The organism is Arthrobacter sp. AL05 (assembly GCF_029960715.1).
Classification (GTDB): domain Bacteria; phylum Actinomycetota; class Actinomycetes; order Actinomycetales; family Micrococcaceae; genus Arthrobacter.
Genome location: NZ_JASBRC010000005.1, coordinates 101,528 through 121,098 on the forward strand (window position 1 = coordinate 101,528; position 19,571 = coordinate 121,098).

Below are 19,571 nucleotides of genomic sequence, written 5' to 3' on the forward strand. Positions count from 1 at the left end.
AGTCTGGACACAAGCCCTCCACAAACGCCATGGCAAGGTGGAGCATGTATAAGTGGTTCGCTAAGGTGAACTGCGGTAGTCACAAATGAAAGGGAACGGCCCCGCTGGCATAATCGCAGCAGGGACATTCCAAGACCAGATGATGCGTACTCCCGTGTCATCGTTCACGCGAGGGAGCGTTTTAGTGGCCGATCAGGCAACTGCGCAAGAATTCGACATCCTGGTACTCGGCGGCGGCAGCGGCGGCTACGCCACTGCCCTGCGTGCCGTTCAGCTCGGCCTTACCGTCGGCCTGATCGAAAAGGGCAAGCTCGGCGGCACCTGCCTGCACAACGGCTGTATCCCCACCAAGGCCCTGCTGCACTCCGCGGAACTGGCAGACCACGCCCGCGATTCGGCAAAGTACGGCGTCAACGTCACGCTCGACAGCATCGACATCACAGCTGTCAACGCCTACAAGGACGGCATCATCGCGGGCAAGTACAAGGGCCTGCAGGGTCTGATCAAGTCCAAGAAGGCCATCACCGTCATCGAAGGCGAGGGCAAGCTCCAGGGCACCGACACCGTAGTGGTGAACGGGACCGCCTACAAGGGCAAGAACATCGTCCTCGCGACCGGGTCCTACTCCCGCTCCCTGCCGGGGCTGGAAATCGGCGGCAAGGTAATCACCTCCGACGAAGCCCTCACCATGGACTACATCCCTAAGAGCGCGATCATTCTGGGCGGCGGCGTGATCGGCGTCGAGTTCGCTTCCGTCTGGAAGTCCTTCGGCGTCGACGTCACCATCATCGAAGGCCTGCCCTCGCTGGTTCCCAACGAGGACGCCACGATCGTCAAGGCCTTCGAGCGTGCCTTCAAGAAGCGCGGCATCAAGTTCTCCACCGGCACCTTCTTCCAGGGCGTCGAGCAGAACGACGACGGCGTGAAGGTCACCCTCGTGGACGGCAAGACCTTCGAGGCGGACCTTATGCTCGTGGCCGTCGGACGCGGCCCCGTCACGGCCAACCTCGGCTACGAGGAAGCCGGGCTGAACATCGACCGCGGCTTTGTTATCACCAACGAGCGCCTGCACACCGGCGTCGGCAACGTCTATGCCGTCGGTGACATTGTCCCGGGCGTGCAGCTGGCGCACCGCGGCTACCAGCAGGGCATTTTCGTTGCCGAGGAAATCGCCGGCCTGAAGCCGGTAGTCGTCGAGGACGTCAACATCCCCAAGGTCACCTACTCCGAACCGGAAATCGCGACTGTCGGCTACACCGAGAAGGCCGCCAAGGCCAAGTTCGGTGACGACCAGGTCCAGATCCAGGAATACAACCTCGCCGGCAACGGCAAGAGCTCCATCCTGGGCACCAGCGGCCTCGTGAAACTGGTCCGCCAGAAGGACGGCCCCGTCGTCGGCGTTCACATGATCGGCTCCCGCATGGGCGAGCAGGTCGGCGAGGCCCAGCTGATCGTGAACTGGGAAGCTTACCCGGAGGACGTGGCCCAGCTGGTCCACGCCCACCCGACCCAGAACGAGGCCCTGGGCGAAGCCCACCTGGCTCTGGCCGGCAAGCCCCTGCACGGCTGACAGTTCCGCCCGCATCACCGCAAGAACTTCGGGCGAAGTGCACCCGGCACAAAATGCCGGGTGCACTAAGCTCGACCAAGGCAGCAATCATCCGCACTAAAGATCAATAAGGAGAACGGGGACGACATGTCTGAATCCGTTAACTTGCCCGCCCTCGGTGAGAGTGTCACCGAAGGAACCGTCACCCGCTGGCTCAAGCAGGTAGGTGACCGGGTGGAGGTGGACGAGCCGCTGCTCGAGGTTTCCACCGACAAAGTAGACACCGAGATCCCCTCTCCGATCGCCGGCGTGATCGAGGAAATCCTCGTCGCCGAGGACGAGACCGCCGAAGTCGGCGCACCGCTCGTGCGCATCGGCGACGGTTCCGGTTCGTCGGGTTCGGGCGAAGCGCCCGCCGCGGCCCCCGCCGAAGAGGCCCCGGCCCCCGCCGCGGCCCCCGAGTCCCCCGCGGCGGCCGAAGCTCCGGCCCCCGAGGCTGAAGCACCCGCCGCGGCCCCCGCTTCCGACGGCGAAGGCCACGAAGTCACCCTTCCCGCCCTGGGCGAGAGCGTCACCGAAGGCACCGTGACCCGCTGGCTCAAGAGCATCGGCGACACAGTCGAGGTCGACGAACCGCTGCTGGAAGTTTCCACTGACAAGGTCGATACCGAGATCCCGTCACCGGTGGCCGGCGTCCTGCAGGAAATCCGTGTCGCCGAGGACGAAACGGCCGAGGTCGGTTCCGTCCTGGCCGTGATCGGCTCCGCTGCAGCAGCCCCGGCTGCAGCCCCGGCAGCGGCCGCTCCGCAGGCCGCCGAAGCGCCGAAGCAGGAAGCTCCCAAGGAAGCCGCACCGGCTGCCGCGCCCAAGCAGGAAACCCCCAAGCAGGAAGCACCGAAGCAGGAAGCACCGGCTGCCGCGCCCAAGCAGGAAACCCCCGCCCCGGCAGCCTCATCCGCGGAGTCCGGCTACGTCACCCCGCTCGTCCGCAAGCTGGCCAACCAGCACGGCGTGGACATCTCGGCGTTGACCGGCACCGGCGTCGGCGGCCGCATCCGCAAGCAGGACGTTCTGGCGGCAGCAGAAGCCAAGTCAACGCCGGCCCCCGCCGCAGCCCCGGCCCCCGCCGCCGCCGCGCCGGCGGCACGCCCGTCGGCGGAACTTTCCTCGCTGCGCGGCACCGTGCAGAAGGCACCGCGCATCCGCCAGGTCATTGCCCGCCGCATGCGTGAGTCGCTGGATATCTCCACCCAGCTGACCCAGGTCCACGAAGTGGATATGACCAAGGTCGCCAAGCTGCGCGCCAAGGCCAAAAACTCCTTCCAGGCCCAGAACGGCTCCAAGCTGACCTTCCTGCCCTTCATCGCCAAGGCCGTCGCCGAGGCCCTGAAGCAGCACCCGAAGGTCAACGCCTCCTATGACGAGGACAAGCAGGAGATCACTTACCACAACGCCGAACACCTGGCGATTGCGGTAGACACGGACAAGGGCCTGCTGGTTCCGGTGATTGCCGACGCCGGCAACCTGAACCTTGCCGGTCTGGCCGGCAAAATCGCCGACGTCGCAGATCGCACCCGCAACGGCAAGATCGGCCCGGACGAGCTCTCCGGCGGAACCTTCAGCATCACCAACATCGGTTCCGTGGGCGCCCTGTTTGACACTCCGATCATCAACCAGCCGCAGGTAGCCATCCTCGGCACCGGCGCGATCGTCAAGCGGGCCGTTGTGGTCTCCGATGCGAACGGCGATGATTCGCTGGCCATCCGCTCGATGATGTACCTCTCGCTGACGTACGACCACCGCCTGGTGGACGGCGCTGACGCGGGGCGCTTCCTGCAGACGCTCAAGGCGCGTCTTGAAGAAGGCGCCTTCGAAGCGGACCTGGGTCTTTAGCAGCCACCAAGCCTAAGGCCACCAACGGCGACGGCGGTGCGGGCAGCGATGGGAAACCACCGCTCCCCTGCACCGCCGTCGCCGTTTTCGATTCCACCGCCGGCCGCGCGGCGCCCCGGCGGATGGGCCTTACTACAATCGGTAGAATCCTCTGGCTACACTGGTCCCATGAATATCGTTTATAACATCATGGTCTTCCTGCACATCATTGGCGCGGCCATGATCGTTGGTATCTGGATCGGCCAGATGAAAAAACCCACGGTACATCCCCGCCAGTTCGACGGCGCACTCCTGCAGCTGGTCACGGGCATCGTGATGCTGGGCCTGATCCCGGCCCTGGACATGGACGCAAACTACTTCAAGCTCGGCATCAAGTTCGCCATTGCCCTCGCCGTGGGCGTCCTGGCCTTTATGGGCCGGCGCCAATACAAAAAGGGCGAACCGGTCAGCAAGGGACTCGCCCACGGCGTCGGCGGTCTTGCGCTGCTCAACGTGGCCATTGCCACGCTCTGGCAGTAGGCAGTAGGCAGTAGGCAACAGAAACCACAACGGCGACGCACCCGCAGGGGTGCGTCGCCGTCCTCGTTAACCCACTCCTCGGCGCGGCACTCCTTGTGGGACGCTGGACGCGCCGGGCCCCTTACCCCCAATGCGGTCACAATCCTCTGAGAGCGGACACCGGTGCGTCGTCAGCGCCGAATCCCTAGGATGGGAGACGGCACAATCCGGCTCTTTGCCGGTTCTGTGGGACAAGAACAATCTGGAGGAGTGGACATGGCAGCAACACGCACCGCACACACTGTATGGAACGGCGACTTGATGACCGGCGCCGGCAACACAACGCTGGACAGCTCCGGTCTTGGCAACTTCGACGTCACCTGGAAGGCGCGCGCGGAGGCCTCCGAGGGCAAGACAAGCCCGGAAGAGCTCATCGCCGCAGCCCATTCAGCCTGTTTCTCCATGGCCTTCAGCCTCGCCGTCGCGCAGGCCGGCCACACGCCGGAGGAAGTCAACACCAAGGCGGATGTCACGTTTGTCCCCGGGACTGGGATCACGGGCAGCCATCTGACCCTCAGCGCCCGGATCCCCGGCATCTCCGAGGACGAGTTCCAGCGCCTCGCCGAGGACGCCAAGACCGGTTGCCCCGTCTCGGCCGCCCTCACCGGCATTAAGATCACCCTGGACGCCAGCCTGGCCTCCTAGTACCAACAACGGCGAAGGCCCCCGTTCCCCAGCCAGGGAAACGGGGGCCTTCGCCGTCGGGCGCTAGGCGACCCGGGTGTGCCGCCTAGTGGCCCGACCCACGGGCCGGCAGCGGGGCCGGCCGCAGAAGGCGGTAGCCCTCGCGCAGCGGCGGGCGGTCGGTCGGCAGTTCCTGGACCATTTCTTTCAGAGCGCCAATGCCGTATTCCAGTTGCGGGTCGTTTCCGGCGGCATACGCGTGCGGCGGGAAGGTCACCTCGATGTCCGGCGCGACGCCGAAGTTCTCGACCCCCCACCCCACACCGCCGGAGAACCAATTGGCGTAGCGGGGCTGGGTTACTCCGGTGCCGTCGGCCAGGGCGAAGCGGTTGTCGATACCAACGACGCCGCCCCAGGTCCGGGTGCCGATGACCGGACCGATCCCCCGCAGTTTCGCAACCTGGGTGATGATGTCCCCGTCGGAGCCGGCAAATTCATCGGCCAGGATAATCACGGGTCCGCGCGGCGCGTGGTGCGGGTAGGTCCGCGGCTTCTCCCCGCGCGGCATGCTCCAGCCGGTGACTTTGCGGCCAATGAGTTCGGCGACAAGCTGGGAGGTGTGTCCGCCGCGGTTGCGGCGGACGTCGACGATCAGCCCGTCGAGCGCCGTTTCGGTATCAAGGTCCCGGTGCAGCTGGGCCCAGCCGTTGGCCATCATGTCCGGAATGTGCAGGTAGCCGAAGGTTCCCTGCGAGGCCTGCCGGACGGTCCGGCGATTGGCGCTCACCCATTCCTGGTAGCGCAGCCTTTCCTCGTCCCGGACCGGGACCACAGCCACCCTCCGCTGCTGCCCGGCCCGGTCGCCGTGCCCGGCGCCGTTGCGCAGGGTGAGCTCAACGGCGCGTCCCGCGGCGCCGACCAATTCCATGGCGGGGGTTCGCTCCCCGGTGAGTTCGACGCCGTCGATCGCGAGCAGCACGTCGCCGGCTTTCGCGTCAGCTCCCGGGCGGGTCAGCGGCGAGGTGGCGAGCGGGTCGGAGGACTCCCCCGCAAGGATTCGCGTGATCTCCCAGCCCGCGCCGGTGAACGCGAGGTCGGCGCCGAGGCGGCCCTGGCCGTTGCTGCCGTTCTCGGTGACGGCGACCGGCCGGACGTAAGCGTGCGAGGTGCCCAACTCGCCGTGGAGCTCCCAGAGCAGATCCACGAGGTCATCGTGTGAGCCGAGCCGGTCCACGATCGGGCGGTAGCGGGCGTGCACCGAGTCCCAGTCCTGGCCGGCCATGTCTTCGGTCCAGAAGAAGTCGCGCTGCAGCCGCCAGGCTTCGTCGAACGCCTGACCCCAGACACTGAGCGGATCAAGCTTCACTCGGATGCGGCTGAGGTCCACCTTGACCAATTGGCCCGACTCCTCGTCAGCCTTGGCGTTGGCAGGCGAAACGCGGATCTGCTTCTCGTGCAGGACCACCACCTTCTCCCCGTCGCCGGAGAGCCGGTAACTGTCCAGGGCTTCGACGATGATGGTGGTTTTGCGGCGCGCGAAGTCGAAGCGGACAAGGCTGGGTGCAGCGTTCTTGTCCTCCAGGCTGGCGCGTCCCTCGCCTGTCACGCCGGAGAGTTCGCTGTCAAGCCAGAGCAGGGCCCCCTCCGTGGCGGACAGGTGGGAGTAGTTTCCCTGCGGCACCGGCACGCTGATAACGCGGTGCGCGAGGCCGTCCGGGTCGACCCGGACCGCCGGAACCACGTCTTTGGCGGCACTTTCGTCGGCGTCGGCCGGGCCGGCAACGCTGCTCTCCGGCAGGTCAACGCTTGGTCCGAAGGGCGAGGCGGTGTCCGCGGCAAGGGCCACAAGGTACGGCTTGATCGGGCTTGGGAAGGACAAGTCAAAGGAGTGTCCGTCATAGACCGGGTCGAAGCTGCGGTTGGAGAGGAAGGCGAGGTACTTCCCGTCGGGGGTAAACGACGGCGATTCGTCGCAGAAACGCCCGTCGGTGACATCGATGATGGCGTTTGTGCCCTCCGCTGCGGCGTTGGTGACTGCTGTGATGCGCAGCCGGCTGCGGGAGCCGAAGGAGGTGACCGGCTCGGACCAGGCCAGCCAGGCGGAGTCCGCGGACCAGCTGAATCCTTCGATGCTGCCTTCACCGATGCTGCTCACGAGTGCGAGCGTGCCGGTCCGCGTGTCGGCAAGGTAGACGTCGCCGAAAGCAGTCCCGACGGCGAGCCAGCTGCCGTCCGGGCTGGCTTCGATGGCGCAGGCGCGGGTCGCTTTGGGGAAGTCCAGCCTGGTCAGCCGGGGTGCCGGTTCCTGCTGCCTTGCTGCGGCTCCGTCGACCAATGCTGTGGTGTCCTCGGAGCTGGTGTCGGCTGGGCCCTCCGCCGCTCCTGCCGGGACGGTTGCCACGGCGTCGGGCCGTGTGAGTGCTGCCGCGGAAACGGGCCGGGGCAGGGCCGGGCCGGCGTCGGGTTCCCCGCCAGTTCCGGCTTTCTCCTGCGGCGCGGCGGCAGGCAAAAGTCCCGCAGGCTGCTGCGAGCCGGAAACGGTGCCGCCGTCCGGCGTACCTGCGTTCAAGGGCTCCGCGATGGCCGTCAGGTACAGGGCTTCAACGCCGTTGTGGTCGGCCACGTAGGCGATCCGGCCAGCGCCGAAGGGGCGCGGCAGGCGGGCCCGGACGCCGGGGGTGGCTTCCAGGACGCGCGACGGGCCGTCCTTGTGCCGCAGCCAGTGCAGCGTGCCGTGGGCCTCTACGGCGCTGGAGCTGCCGGTGCGGTCCGGAACCACGTCACCGAGGTGCCGTGATGGCTTCAGCGGCACACCGCGGCGCGCCTGTGAGGCTGAACCGAGGGAGATCTCGAGTTTAACGGCGTCCGCGCCAAGGTCCGGCAGCAGCCAGAGCTCACCGGCCGATTCGAAGACAACCCGCCGGCCGTCGGTGGCCGCGTGGCGTACGTAGAAGTCCTCGTGGTCAGTGTGGCGGCGCAGATCGGAACCGTTAGGCAGCACGGAGTAGAGGTTTCCGTAACCCTCGTGGTCGGACAGGAAGGCGATCCTGCCGTCGACCCACAGCGGGTCCGTGAGGTTGCCGTCCAGCTCTGCGGCCAGGCGTTCGAATTCGCCGTTTCCGTCGGCGTCGATCCACAATTTGCCGGCGGCGCCGCCCCGGTAGCGCTTCCACCAGGCCGGTTCCCGGGAGAGCACGCTGGCCAGGACCACGGGGCGTTCGTCGCCGACGACCGGGCCGAAGGCGAGGGATTCTACCGGGCCCAGCGGGAGTTCAGTGGCCCAGCCGCCGGTAACGGGAAGGCTGTAAGCGTGTGTGTGGCGGCTGTCAGCCTGCCGGAACGCGCTCGTGACCAGGACGTCGCCCTCGGGGGTGAAGCCCTTAACCCGGGTTGTGGCGTGGCCGAAGTAGCTCAATTGGCGGTAGCCGCCGCCGTCGACCTCCGCGGTGACGACTTCCGGTGACGTTCCCTGCACAACCGTCCACACCAGCCGTTTGCCGTCCGGGGTGAAGCGGGGGTTGCGGGCGGGCAGCTGCAACGCGGAAACGCGCCAGGCTCGGCCCCCGCCGAGGGGCGCAATCCAAACGTCGTCTTCGGCCACGAAGGTGACCAGGTCGCCGTGCAGATGCGGGAACCGGAAGTAACTCGAGGAAGTCATCGTTCGATCATAGTCAAGACCTGCCCGCACGCCGGGCAGGTATCCCCGCTGCGCCCGACGTGGTGAGATGGATCATGCGAATCATTATTGCCGGAGCCTCGGGGCTGATCGGAACAGCCGTTTCCCACACCCTGCGCAGTGCCGGGCACGACGTCGGCACGCTGGTCAGGCGTCCGCCGGACTCGCCGTCCGAGTTCCAATGGAACCCCGGCGAAGGCCGTATCGATGACACCGCGCTGAAGGGCGCCGACGCCGTCATCAATCTCTCCGGTGCCGGCATCGGCGACCGGCCCTGGACCCGGTCGCGCATCAACGAACTCCGCAGCTCGCGGCTGGGGGCCACCAGGACACTGACTGCGGCCATGGGCCGCCTTGACACTCCCCCGGCGGTCTTCCTGAGCCAGTCGGCCTCCGGCTATTACGGCAACGCGGGACCGGCTGTGCTCCGGGAGAACGCCCCTGCCGGCAGCGGAGTGCTCGCCCGCATCTGCGTCGACTGGGAGGCAGCCGCGCACGAGGCTCCGGCTGGCGTCCGGGTGCTCACGCCACGCACCGGCGTCGTTTTGAGCCGTTCGGGTGGAGCCCTGGGCAGGCTAATGCCGCTGCTGCGCCTGGGCGTGGGCGGACCGCTGGGCAACGGCCGGCAGTACTGGCCTTGGGTGACGCTCCCGGATGTTGCCGGCGCCTATGCGTTCCTGCTGGACAGCCCGCTGTCCGGGCCGGTGAACCTGTGCGCCCCGGAGAGCGCGGACGTAAACTCGCTGATCGCGCACCTGGCTGCGGCCCTGCACCGCCCCGCGGTGCTCCGCGTCCCCGGGCCGGTGCTGCGCCTGGTCATGGGCCAACTCGCCGACGAACTGCTGCTCGCCAGCCAGCGTATGGAACCGGCTGCGCTGAGCGGGGCCGGTTTTGCCTGGCAGCATCCCTCGTTGGCCCAGGCCGCAGCCTGGGTGGCAGCACCGGGCCGCACGTCCTGACGAGCGCGGACGCACGCTAGCCGGATCCGTCGAGGACATCCTGCAGACGCCAGTGTCCGGCCACCGGCGCGAGTACCAGGCGAAGCCGTTGCTCCGGCCCTGCGCCGGCCTCGGCCAGGACCGCGCCGTCGGGGCCGCGCTCCTGGTAGGGGGGTGTACTCGCGGTGACGGCCACCACCGCACGGGCGGAGCCGCTGCCTGATTCCGTGGCCACCCGGGTCAGGACGGTGCTGAACCCGGCCAGCACCCGGCCCGATTCCTTGAGCCGGGCACTGATCCGGACATCCGCCACGGCCGCTGTCGATCCCGGTACATTGACCTGCTCCAGCAGCAGGAAGTCGCCCGAGCTGAACGCCAGCGAGCGGAGCCTCGCCAGCCCCAGGACGGCGACCCCGGGATCCGGCGAAGCAAGCTGTGCCGTCACATCCGGGGGAACCGCAGCAGTTCCCCCGTCCGCCGCGGTGGATGCCGCCGCGGCGGATGCCGGGGCCGCGGATGCCGGGGCCGCGTCCCGGACCACCCCGGCATCCGAACGGGGAAACCCGGGAATCGGAGCCCAAAGCCCGGCGAAACCCCACGCTCCGACGAGGGCCGCGGCGACGGCCAGTGCCGCGGCGGCGGTCCGGAAGACCCTTCCCCGGGACGCACGGCCCCCAGAGGCGCGGCCCCCTGGCGCACGTCCCCCAGAGGCGCGGCCCCCAGAGGCGCGGCGTGCCGCGTGGCGCGCGGCCGGATAAGCCGCGGCGAGAGGTGCGCGGCGGAAGCGGCCCGGCAGGGACCGGAGCTGTTCCACGCGGCGCTCCCGTGCCGTGCCGGGCAGGGTGCGGCGGGTCAGCAGCTGGGGAAGGACCGTGGGGTGGACCGAGACCGAGAGGTCCACCGGCGCCGCCCCGGCGCTGCGATGAACGGCGGCCGCCAGTTCGCCGGCGGAGGGCCGAAGCCTGCGGTCCTCGTGAAGTCCGGATTCCAGCGCTGCTGCCAGCGCCGGCGGAACCCCGGGAACAAGCAACGGAAGCGGCGGCCGCTGCGGTCCGGGCTGGGGCGGGTGTCCGGTCAGGCAGTACCAGCCCAGGGCGGCGAGCGAATAGACGTCGCGCCCCGGCTGCAGTCCGGCCCGGACGGCGTCAACCGGCGCCGGGTCGCTGAAGCCCGCGGTCCCGGCCCCGGCCACAGCCCTCGCGTCGGCAACCATACGCGCTACCCCCAGATCAGCCAGCAGCGGTTTACCGTGCGCCGTGAACAGCACGTTGCCCGGTGAAACATCACCGTGGGTGAAACCAAGACCGTGCAGGTAGGCGAGGGCCTGGGCAATCGGCGTCAGCACCGTCACAGTCTCCCCCGGCCCCAGCGTTCCCCGTCCGGCCACAAGCTGCCCCAGTGAGCCGCCCGCCGCGTAGTCCATCGTCAGCCCCAGGCTGCCGTCCGCCGCGCCGTCCAGCCGGACAACACCGTGTGCCTTCACCAGGTGCCCGTGATCCAGGACGGAGAGTATCCGGATCTCGCGCCGGACCGCGTTCTCCATCTCACTTGGGCCAAGGCCGTCGCCGGCATTAAAGCACTTCAGAGCGAACTCGCGTCCGGTGGACTGTTCATTGACCAGCCACACCGTGGCATTGCCCCCGCGCCCCAGGCAGCGGCCGACGTCGTATCCGGGAACCGCCGGGGCACACGTGCCAGACCAGGTGTGATCTTCCATAGTCTAGGAATAGCGCAGACCGCAGAATCCTGCAGAAGTTATCCACAGGAGCGAGAGATTCGACACAGAATCGGCGCCCGGGGCGGCCGGGGTCTAAGCTGGATGCCATGGCTCTTGAGTTCTCCCGCCTGGGTTTCGCCCCGGAATTCGTCGAATATGCCCGAGGCTGGGACATCCAGCGCAACCTCCATCAGCGGGTCCTCGCCGGAACCGCACCCAGTACGGTCCTGTTGCTTGAACACGCCGCCGTTTATACCGCGGGTAAACGCACCGAAGACCACGAACGCCCGTTTGACGGCACCCCGGTGGTTCCCGTGGACCGTGGCGGCAAGCTCACCTGGCACGGGCCCGGGCAGCTCATCGGCTACCCCGTTATCAAACTCAGGAACAAAGCCGGCATCCGCGATTATGTGGAACGGCTGGAGGCTGTGATCATCGCCGTCCTGGCCGACTACGGAATCAATGCCGTCCGGATCAAGGGCCGCGCCGGGGTCTGGATCGAGCAGGACCGGAACGGACCGGCGCGCAAAATCGCGGCGATCGGCATCCGTGTCCACGAGGGCGTCACGATGCACGGCTTCGCCATCAACTGCAATAACGATCTCGCCCCCTACGGCCAGATCGTTGCCTGCGGCATCAGCGACGCCGGCGTCACCACGATCTCGCAGGAGACGGGCCGGGACGTCTCCCCCGCCGACCTCGTGTCGCGGATCATCGAAGAACTGCGCAACAATGAAGAAGCGCTAGTTGCAACCCATGAAGGAGCTCTACTGTGACCCTGGCACCAGAAGGCCGGAAAATGCTGCGTATCGAGCAGCGCAATGCGGCCACCCCGGTGGAACGCAAGCCGGAATGGATCAAGGCCAAGGTCCAGATGGGCCCGGAGTTTGTGCAGCTCAAGAAACTCGTCAAAAAGGAAGGCCTCCACACCGTGTGTGAAGAGGCCGGCTGCCCCAACATCTTCGAGTGCTGGGAAGACAAGGAAGCAACTTTCCTGATCGGTGGCTCCGAGTGCACCAGGCGCTGCGACTTCTGCCAGATCGACACCGGCAAGCCCTCCCCTGTGGATGTTTTCGAACCAACCAAGGTGGCCCGCTCGGTCCTGGCGATGCAGCTCCGCTACGCCACCGTCACGGGGGTGGCCCGCGATGACCTCGCCGATGAGGGCGTCTGGCTCTACGCCGAAACGGTCCGCAAGATCCACGAGCTCAACCCGGGCACCGGCGTCGAACTCCTGATCCCGGATTTCTCCGGCAAGCCCGAGCACATTGCTGCGATCTGTGACTCCAAGCCCGAGGTGTTTGCCCACAACGTCGAGACCGTCCCGCGGATTTTCAAGCGCATCCGTCCGGCTTTCCGCTACGAACGCTCGCTGGATGTCATCACGCAGGGCCGCAAGCTCGGCATGGTGACGAAGTCCAACCTGATCCTGGGCATGGGCGAGACCCGCGAGGAGATCTCCGAGGCGCTGCGTGACCTGCACGATGCCGGCTGCGACCTGATCACCATCACCCAGTACCTGCGCCCGTCAGAACGGCACCTCCCGGTGGACCGGTGGGTCAAGCCGCAGGAGTTCGTGGACCTGCAGCAGGAAGCCGACGAGATCGGTTTCCTCGGTGTGATGAGTGGACCGCTGGTGCGTTCCTCATACCGGGCCGGCCGGCTCTGGGCCACCGCGATGCGCAAAAAGGGCTGGGAAATCCCGGCCGCGCTCGCCCACATCGAGAGCTCCGGCAGCACCCGCCAGGAAGCCAGCTCGCTGCTCGCGGCGCATTCCTGAAGCCGGCGCCGACGAAGGCCGTTCAGGGCCGGCACCGGGGAAATCCGGCGTCCGGCCCTCCGGCGCAGATCACGTAGAATGTAAGGCACTATGGCGAATTCCCCTGATCCCAGCAACTCCACTCCGGCTTCCGACACCCCGAAGCGCGGCCTTTTTTCGCGTAAGCCCAAAGTGGCCAAGGTCAAGAAGCCGAGCCGCCTGAAGCAAATCGGCGAGGTCTTCCAGATGACCCGCCAGCACGATCCGATGGTCCAGTGGCTGATGCTCCTGGCGTTCCTCGGCGTCATCGCTGTCAGCTTTTTTGTCGGGTTCCTGCTGGACAACTGGATTACCGGGCTGATCATCGGCATCCCGCTGGGCGTCCTCGCGGCCACCCTCATCCTCTCGCGCCGCGCCGAACGTGCCGCGTTCGCGCGGATCGAAAACCAGCCAGGTGCCTCGGGCGCGGCCATGGGCACGCTCAAGCGCGGCTGGATCGTCGAAGAGCAGCCTGTTGCGGTTAACCCCCGCACTCAGGACGCCGTCTTCCGCGCCATCGGCCGTCCCGGTGTTGTACTCGTCAGCGAGGGCCCCAGCGCCCGCGTCAAGCCCCTGCTCGACGCCGAACGCAAGCGCCTGGGCCGCATCCTGCCCAACGTCACTATCCACGTTATTGAAAGCGGCCGCGGCGAAGGCCAGGTTCCGATCAGCCAGGTCGCCAAGAAGATGACCAAGATGAAGAGCGAACTGACGAAGCTCGAGGTCAGCACGGTCTCCAAGCGCATCTCGTCGCTGGGCAGCCGCCTGCCGATCCCCAAGGGCATTGATCCCTACAAGGCCCGCCCGGACCGCAAGGCTTCCCGCGGACGCTAAGCCACACGCCAAAGACCAGGGACGCCCCGGTAACCGCCGTTAAGGCCGGCCGCCGGGGCTTTTCCGTTTTACCAGACTTCCCTGACCAGACTTTCCCCTGTCCCGCCGGGACCGAACCTGGAGATTCCGCCGTGAAACTGCCCTCCACTCCTGCCGTGATCCGCCTCTTCCGGGCACTGGCCATCGCCGAAGCTTTTAGCTGGGCCGCACTGTTGATAGGCATGTTCCTCAAGTGGGTCACCCGGACCACTGAGCTCGGTGTGGAAATCGCGGGTCCGATCCACGGCGCCTTCTTCATCGGCTACGGAATCTCAGCGCTGACGCTATGGAAGATGCAGCGGTGGCCGTTCCGGGCGGCTCTGTTCGCCGGGTTTTCCGCGGTGTTCCCTTTCGCCACGATCGGCTTTGAGCGCTGGGCCGGACGCCAGGGTTACCTGGACGTGCCCGCCGGAAAAGGCACGCCGACGCCGGCACGCCAGACGGCCGGGACGTAGCCTTACTTCCCCGTCCGCTCCGTCCGTCGCGGGTTCGGGGCCCCGTCCGCTCCGTCCGCTCCGTCCGCTCCGTCCGCTCCGTCCGCTCGCGGGTTCGGGGCGTCGTCGCGGGTTCGGGGCGTCGTCGCGGGTTCGGGGCGTCGAGTCCGCACTGAAGCCGCGAGCCGTCAGCCGCGGCGTCCCGCAGAGGCTACATCCGGACCAGGACTGTGTTCATGGCCTTGTCGTGGAGTCCGCGGTGGTCAGGGTCAAAGATGACAGCCGGGATCACCAGGCACAGCAGGACGCTTCGGACCAGGGCGGCCAAGGGGCCTGCGGGGCCGCCGCCGAGCCGGATCACATGGATCCCCACGATGCGGTGGCCGATGCTGTAACCAAGGGTGCCCACCAGCAGCGCCTGCTCGATCGCGAAGACGGCAAGCGTGGCCCAGGAATCCCCGGCGAACGCGAAGTTGCTGATCAGCAACGCGATTCCCCAGTCAAGGCAGATGGCCAGGATGCGTCGGCCGGCGCGGGCAATCGACCCCGGTCCGGACTCGGGCAGGCCAAGTCGCTCCCCCGGGTACTTCGAAATGCCGGAGGTGTCCGGCCCGCTGAGCCATGAGCCTATGTCTTTACGATCAACCACCCTCCAAGCCTATCGGCATTGGGCGGTCGCGCCGCTCTGTTCAGAGTGTGGACGTTCCGAGGCCACACTCTGGTCACGGATAGGCCACGTTGTGGACAGCGACTACCGTTTACCTGTCAGGGCATTCTGTAACGTGCCGGAAACAAAGCGGACACCATGGGGAAATCCCGTGTCCTTAGGGTGGTAACAGTTGCCAGCGGCACAGGAGCGGGGCAGACCATTGTGTTTTCCCCGCTGTCGGACTGCGCTGGACCACGCGGCCTATGGCCGGATCTTTCACATGCATAAGGAGCATAGATGTTCAAGACTGCGGACGAAGTCCTCAAGTTCATCAAAGACGAAGACGTAAAGTTCGTCGATATTCGCTTCACCGACCTCCCCGGCGTTCAGCAGCACTTTAATGTGCCGGCCAAGAGTGTCGACGCGGACTTCTTCGTCAACGGCCAACTCTTCGACGGTTCGTCGATCCGTGGCTTCCAGGGCATCGCCGAGTCGGACATGCAGCTTATCCCGGACGTTACGACGGCGTTCCTCGACACGTTCCGCATGGAGAAGACGCTTGCGTTGAACTTCTCGATCGTCAACCCGCGCACGGGTGACCCGTACCACCGCGATCCCCGCGGCGTGGCTGAGAAAGCCGAGGCCTACCTGGCTTCCACCGGCATCGCCGACACCGCCTTCTTTGCGCCGGAGGCTGAGTTCTTCGTCTTCGACAACGTCCAGTACCAGTCCTCTCCGCAGGGCAGCTTCTACAAGATCGACTCCGAGGAAGCTCACTGGAACACCGGCCGCGAGGAAGAGGGCGGAAACCTCGGGTACAAGACCCCGATCAAGGGCGGCTACTTCCCGGTATCCCCCACCGACAAGCAGGCCGACCTCCGCGATGCCATGTGCATCGCCCTGGACGAAGCCGGCCTTGAGGTTGAGCGCAGCCACCACGAGGTCGGTTCCGCCGGCCAGGCTGAGATCAACTACAAGTTCACCACCCTGACCCACGCAGCTGATGACCTGCAGAAGTTCAAGTACGTCATCAAAAACACTGCCGATGCCTGGGGCAAGTCGGTCACCTTTATGCCGAAGCCGGTTTTTGGTGACAACGGTTCGGGCATGCACTGCCACCAGTCGCTGTGGACCGGTGGCGAGCCGCTGTTCTACGACGAAAAGGGTTACGCGGGACTCTCGGATATGGCGCGCTGGTACATCGGCGGCCTGCTGAAGCACTCCTCTGCCGTGCTCGCGTTCACGAACCCGACGGTGAACTCCTACCGCCGCCTGGTCAAGGGCTTCGAAGCCCCGGTCAACATGGTTTACTCGCAGGGCAACCGCTCCGCCGGTATCCGGATCCCGATCACGGGCTCCAACCCTAAGGCCAAGCGCATCGAGTTCCGCGCACCGGACCCCTCCTCCAACCCGTACCTGGCCTTCGCGGCCCAGCTGATGGCCGGCATCGACGGCATCCGCAACCGCATCGAGCCGCCGGCTCCGATCGACAAGGACCTTTACGAGCTCCCCGCCGAGGAAGCCAAGGACATCCCCAAGGCGCCCGGCACGCTCGAAGAGGCCTTGGATGCCCTGGCCGAGGACAACGAGTTCCTCCAGGCCGGCGGCGTCTTCACCCAGGACCTGATCGACACCTGGATCGAATACAAGTACGAGAACGAGATCCGTCCGCTCTCGCTGCGACCGAACCCCTACGAGTTCGAGCTGTACTACGGCGTCTAGCCAGATCACGCGGCAGAAGCGGGCATAGTCCGCGGAGAGTCCGCAAGAATTCGGAAACAGCAAAGGCCGGTCCCAGGTTGCACCACCCCGGGACCGGCCTTTTGTTGTGCCGGGCTCCGCTTAGCCGTGGTGCTCAGTCCGCGAGCTCAGCCGCTCCCCCAGAACTTGGGCGACTGCCGCCCTCGCTGATTCCTCCTTGTCTGGCCACATGTGCCCGTACGTGTCCAGCGTCGTCTTCGCTGATGAGTGCCTGAGGCTCTTCTGCACCACCTTCACGTCAAGGCCCTGGGCAATGAGCAGCGAGGCGAAGTAGTGCCTGAGGTCATGGAACCTGAACCCCTCCGGCAGGCCCTTGACCGTTGCCCGCGCCTCACGGAAATAGTGCTCCAGCCGGTGTGGCGAGATCCCACGCCCCCACTCGTTGGTGACGAGCGTTTCACTGCCCCACTTTGTGTGGTTCATCGACAGCTCGAGGCACATATTCTGAGGGATCGGGATCGGCGTCTTGGATTCTGCAGTCTTGAGTTCCACCCCCGGATACTGGATGGCCGGCGCGATAATGCCGCGCATGAAATCCACGTCCGAAACACGCAGCGCCACAGCTTCCGCGATCCTCAGACCAGCGAACGCCGCCAGAAGAATGGCCGGTCGCAGGCCATCAGGCATGGCGTCATGTAAGCTCCAAACCTGTTCTGTGGTGCCGACGTATGGCCTTTGCTTGCCCGCCTTCGGGGCTGTTCTACGACTTACTGGCGACTTCGCCAGCAAGCCATCATGTACGGCGTCGCTGTAGAGCTGCCCCAGTCGAGAATGAAGTGCGTAGACGGTTGAGTCCGCCAAGCCGTCAGCCCTCAGCTTGGCTGTCCATGCCTTTACCTCGGAAGGCCGCACGCCATTGAGCGCACGGCGACCGAATGCACCGTTGATTCGTTTGATATGAGTCCTCGCCTGCCGGACTGTTGAGGGGCGATTGTTCTCGTAACCGCGGAGCCACACTACAGACCATTGCTCCATGGTCATAAGCGCCGTCTTCGGATCCACATAGGTCCCACTAAGGACGGACGCGGTGACTTCATCAAGCCACTTCTGAGCATCGATCTTCCGCGGGAAGTGCCGGGCATGTTCCTTGCCCGCCCCATCGCGGTACCGTGCCCGCCAGGATCCGTTGTCACGCTTTTGGATGTTTGCCATGGCTAGTCCGTTTCGTCAAAGAAAATTTCGGGGAGTCCCAAGCCGGATTTGGCCCTCGTGACTGCAAGATCGAACGTGGATCTCTCTAGCGTGTCTTTTGCGAGCTTCGTGATCGGCGCGAGGCGATCATCATCCTTCAGGCTGGAGTCCGACGCGCGGTCCTGGAGTAGCTGATGTGAGCTGCGCAATTTCTGAAGTTGCGTCACGGCGGCGTCATGGTCACGCTTCACGTTCAGGACCAGTTCTTTGATTTCCTTCTCAATGCTGAGGATTGCCGGTTCCTGGAACAGATCCATCAGTTCAATGCCGAGAACTTCGGCCAGCTCCTTTGCCTCCCTCACCTTTAGCGGCCGGTCTCCTCGCTCGATGCTCCACATGGTCGCCTGGGACCATTTCCAGCCGCGGAGTCGCATCTCATCGGCAACGGACTTCTGGCTGCGCTCTCCCCGGAGTTGCGCGACTCGCATGCCCATGAGGCCATCTTCATCAACCATAACCAAGACCATACTAGAAAACCCGGTGATCCGTCCACTAGAAACTTGACACCTCACCAAAACCCATGCACATTGAGGAACGTAGTCATCATCCAACTAGAAAATATAGGAAGGAAACTATGCAACCAATAACTGCCGTTCAATGGCCAGATGGCCGGGCGGTGAACCTGCTCACTCTCGATGAATCAGCCGAAATCCTCAGGAAGTCCCCCGCACAGCTTCGCTGGATGATCCACAGCGGCACCGCTCCGCAGTCTGCGCGCATCGGGGGACGCCGAATGTTCCGGAGGTCTGACATCGAGGAATTCATAAGCAAGGCCTTTGACGACCAAAAATCCGCCTGATGCTTCCAATTATGGAGAGGAGGGGCGACATAAGGGCAGAAAAATGGGACCGCTCCGCTGGTAACGGCTCGGGCCCTAAGGTGAAGCATCCTGCCCTGACTCTACGCGACGGCGTGCCGGCCGTGACGGCATGACTGACGTACGGCTCCCGGAACGGTGGCTCAACGACCGTCGGATTCGGAAGCTTTCCGCTGACGAGCTCCGGACGTTCGTTTTCGGGCTGCTCTGGGTAGTAGGCAACAGGACAGATGGCGACATAGATGCCGCGGACCTGGAACTGATCCCGGACGCCGGGCCCGGCCACGCCGTTCGGCTCGTGGACCTGGAGCTCTGGTCCAAAACCAAAACCGGCTGGCGCATCGTGGATTTCGAGCTGACGCAAACGAGCCGCGGCCAACTCGAAGGGCTGGAGCTCCGGAAGCGCCAGGACGCTGACCGGCAGCGTGCCAAACGGGACCGGGACAGGGACGACGAGGACGCGGTTCCTCCTGGGCCGGACGCGGTGGGGGCGCGGGACGGTCACGCTCCGGAATCACGTGACGTCACGCCGGATCCGTCACGTGACGGATCACGTGACGAATCACGTGACGACATAGGCAAGGAAAGGACAGGCAAGGACAGGACAGGAAAGGAATCTCTAGAAGAAGAAGCTTTAAAAGCTTTGTCCGTTTCGTCTAACTTTCGTGATCCGTCGTCTATGGAGCTTTGTCACGGTTGCGGTGTGGAGCTGGACAACTGGTCCACCGGCTCGCTTGCCGGGCACTGCCAGGACTGCTCCGGTGACTGTTCCAACTGCATGGATGTTCCGGACTCCGCGGCGGTGCTGGCATGAGTGAGGACGCGGCCCGGCGGCAGGATCTCGGGCTCCCCGTTCTTCCGGCGTCTGACCAGGTGCCGGTGGCGCATATCTGCCGGGACGGGTGGCTGCAGGATAAAAACGGGCTCCCGGTGCCGTGTCTGCGGTGTAAGCCTCATTTGTCGCGGGGCCGGTCGCCGGATGGTCAGGCCACTTGGAAGGCGAAGCGGTGACGCGGGCCCGGCCCCCGCCGTGGCACCTTGTGGGGGCGTCGGGGACGGTTTGGGGGAACCGGCGGGAGACGGGCCCGGGAGG

General features: G+C 65.8%; 17 protein-coding genes. 12 read left to right on the forward strand and 5 right to left on the reverse strand.

Annotated features, from left to right (window positions below; translation table 11 throughout):
* Window positions 1-184 precede the first annotated feature (184 nt).
* The 4 genes from lpdA to QK287_RS08660 all read left to right on the forward strand — a co-directional run bounded on the left by lpdA (window position 185) and on the right by QK287_RS08660 (window position 4,645).
* A complete protein-coding gene (gene lpdA / locus QK287_RS08645; RefSeq protein ID WP_282359850.1) occupies window positions 185-1,570 on the forward strand; it encodes a dihydrolipoyl dehydrogenase in 1,386 nt (461 codons plus the stop codon).
* A gap of 126 nt (window positions 1,571-1,696) precedes the next feature.
* Window positions 1,697-3,442 (forward strand): 2-oxoglutarate dehydrogenase, E2 component, dihydrolipoamide succinyltransferase, encoded by a 1,746-nt coding sequence (sucB, locus tag QK287_RS08650; protein ID WP_282359851.1) that lies wholly within the window; start codon window positions 1,697-1,699, stop codon window positions 3,440-3,442.
* Between the two features lie 168 nt (window positions 3,443-3,610).
* Window positions 3,611-3,961 (forward strand): hypothetical protein, encoded by a 351-nt coding sequence (locus tag QK287_RS08655; RefSeq protein WP_282359852.1) that lies wholly within the window; start codon window positions 3,611-3,613, stop codon window positions 3,959-3,961.
* 255 nt (window positions 3,962-4,216) lie between these two features.
* Window positions 4,217-4,645: an OsmC family protein gene (locus QK287_RS08660; protein ID WP_226773300.1), complete on the forward strand. Its 429-nt coding sequence runs from the start codon at window positions 4,217-4,219 to the stop codon at window positions 4,643-4,645.
* A gap of 85 nt (window positions 4,646-4,730) precedes the next feature.
* Here QK287_RS08660 and QK287_RS08665 read toward each other — a convergent pair whose 3' ends face one another.
* Window positions 4,731-8,282: a S41 family peptidase gene (locus tag QK287_RS08665; RefSeq protein WP_282359853.1), complete on the reverse strand. Its 3,552-nt coding sequence runs from the start codon at window positions 8,280-8,282 to the stop codon at window positions 4,731-4,733.
* A 74-nt stretch (window positions 8,283-8,356) separates the two neighbouring features.
* On the opposite strand from QK287_RS08665, the gene QK287_RS08670 reads away from it, so the two are divergent.
* Window positions 8,357-9,259: a TIGR01777 family oxidoreductase gene (locus QK287_RS08670; protein WP_282359854.1), complete on the forward strand. Its 903-nt coding sequence runs from the start codon at window positions 8,357-8,359 to the stop codon at window positions 9,257-9,259.
* A gap of 16 nt (window positions 9,260-9,275) precedes the next feature.
* Here QK287_RS08670 and QK287_RS08675 read toward each other — a convergent pair whose 3' ends face one another.
* Window positions 9,276-10,955, reverse strand: coding sequence for a serine/threonine-protein kinase (locus QK287_RS08675; RefSeq protein WP_282359855.1), 1,680 nt, complete (start codon window positions 10,953-10,955; stop codon window positions 9,276-9,278).
* Window positions 10,956-11,062: 107 nt separating this feature from the next.
* Between QK287_RS08675 and lipB the strand changes: the two genes are divergently transcribed.
* From lipB to QK287_RS08695, 4 genes are all read left to right on the forward strand, one after another.
* A complete protein-coding gene (gene lipB, locus QK287_RS08680; protein WP_226773304.1) occupies window positions 11,063-11,731 on the forward strand; it encodes a lipoyl(octanoyl) transferase LipB in 669 nt (222 codons plus the stop codon).
* Entirely contained in the window at window positions 11,728-12,735 is a 1,008-nt protein-coding gene (gene lipA, locus QK287_RS08685) for a lipoyl synthase (RefSeq protein WP_226773305.1), read from the forward strand. The genes lipB and lipA overlap by 4 nt, the downstream gene beginning before the upstream one ends.
* A 90-nt stretch (window positions 12,736-12,825) precedes the next feature.
* On the forward strand, window positions 12,826-13,587 hold the full coding sequence (locus QK287_RS08690; protein ID WP_226773306.1) for a DUF4191 domain-containing protein: 762 nt from the start codon (window positions 12,826-12,828) through the stop codon (window positions 13,585-13,587).
* Between the two features lie 131 nt (window positions 13,588-13,718).
* Window positions 13,719-14,081 (forward strand): DUF3817 domain-containing protein, encoded by a 363-nt coding sequence (locus tag QK287_RS08695; RefSeq protein WP_282359856.1) that lies wholly within the window; start codon window positions 13,719-13,721, stop codon window positions 14,079-14,081.
* A gap of 190 nt (window positions 14,082-14,271) precedes the next feature.
* Here the strand turns inward: QK287_RS08695 and QK287_RS08700 are convergent, their stop codons facing one another.
* Complete coding sequence (locus QK287_RS08700; protein WP_282359857.1) at window positions 14,272-14,709, reverse strand: RDD family protein; 438 nt, start codon at window positions 14,707-14,709, stop codon at window positions 14,272-14,274.
* Window positions 14,710-15,006: 297 nt separating this feature from the next.
* On the opposite strand from QK287_RS08700, the gene glnA reads away from it, so the two are divergent.
* Complete coding sequence (gene glnA, locus QK287_RS08705; RefSeq protein WP_253033132.1) at window positions 15,007-16,431, forward strand: type I glutamate--ammonia ligase; 1,425 nt, start codon at window positions 15,007-15,009, stop codon at window positions 16,429-16,431.
* A gap of 120 nt (window positions 16,432-16,551) precedes the next feature.
* On the opposite strand, the gene QK287_RS08710 is transcribed toward glnA, so the two are convergent.
* Together QK287_RS08710 and QK287_RS08715 are read right to left on the reverse strand one after the other, a co-directional pair.
* Window positions 16,552-17,622, reverse strand: a complete 1,071-nt coding sequence (locus QK287_RS08710) for a site-specific integrase (protein WP_282359858.1) — start codon at window positions 17,620-17,622, stop codon at window positions 16,552-16,554.
* A 2-nt stretch (window positions 17,623-17,624) separates the two neighbouring features.
* On the reverse strand, window positions 17,625-18,116 hold the full coding sequence (locus QK287_RS08715) for a helix-turn-helix transcriptional regulator (protein WP_282359859.1): 492 nt from the start codon (window positions 18,114-18,116) through the stop codon (window positions 17,625-17,627).
* A gap of 119 nt (window positions 18,117-18,235) precedes the next feature.
* On the opposite strand from QK287_RS08715, the gene QK287_RS08720 reads away from it, so the two are divergent.
* Window positions 18,236-18,460 (forward strand): helix-turn-helix domain-containing protein, encoded by a 225-nt coding sequence (locus QK287_RS08720; RefSeq protein ID WP_282359860.1) that lies wholly within the window; start codon window positions 18,236-18,238, stop codon window positions 18,458-18,460.
* Window positions 18,461-18,590: 130 nt separating this feature from the next.
* A complete protein-coding gene (locus QK287_RS08725) occupies window positions 18,591-19,292 on the forward strand; it encodes a hypothetical protein (protein WP_282359861.1) in 702 nt (233 codons plus the stop codon).
* Window positions 19,293-19,571 lie beyond the last annotated feature (279 nt).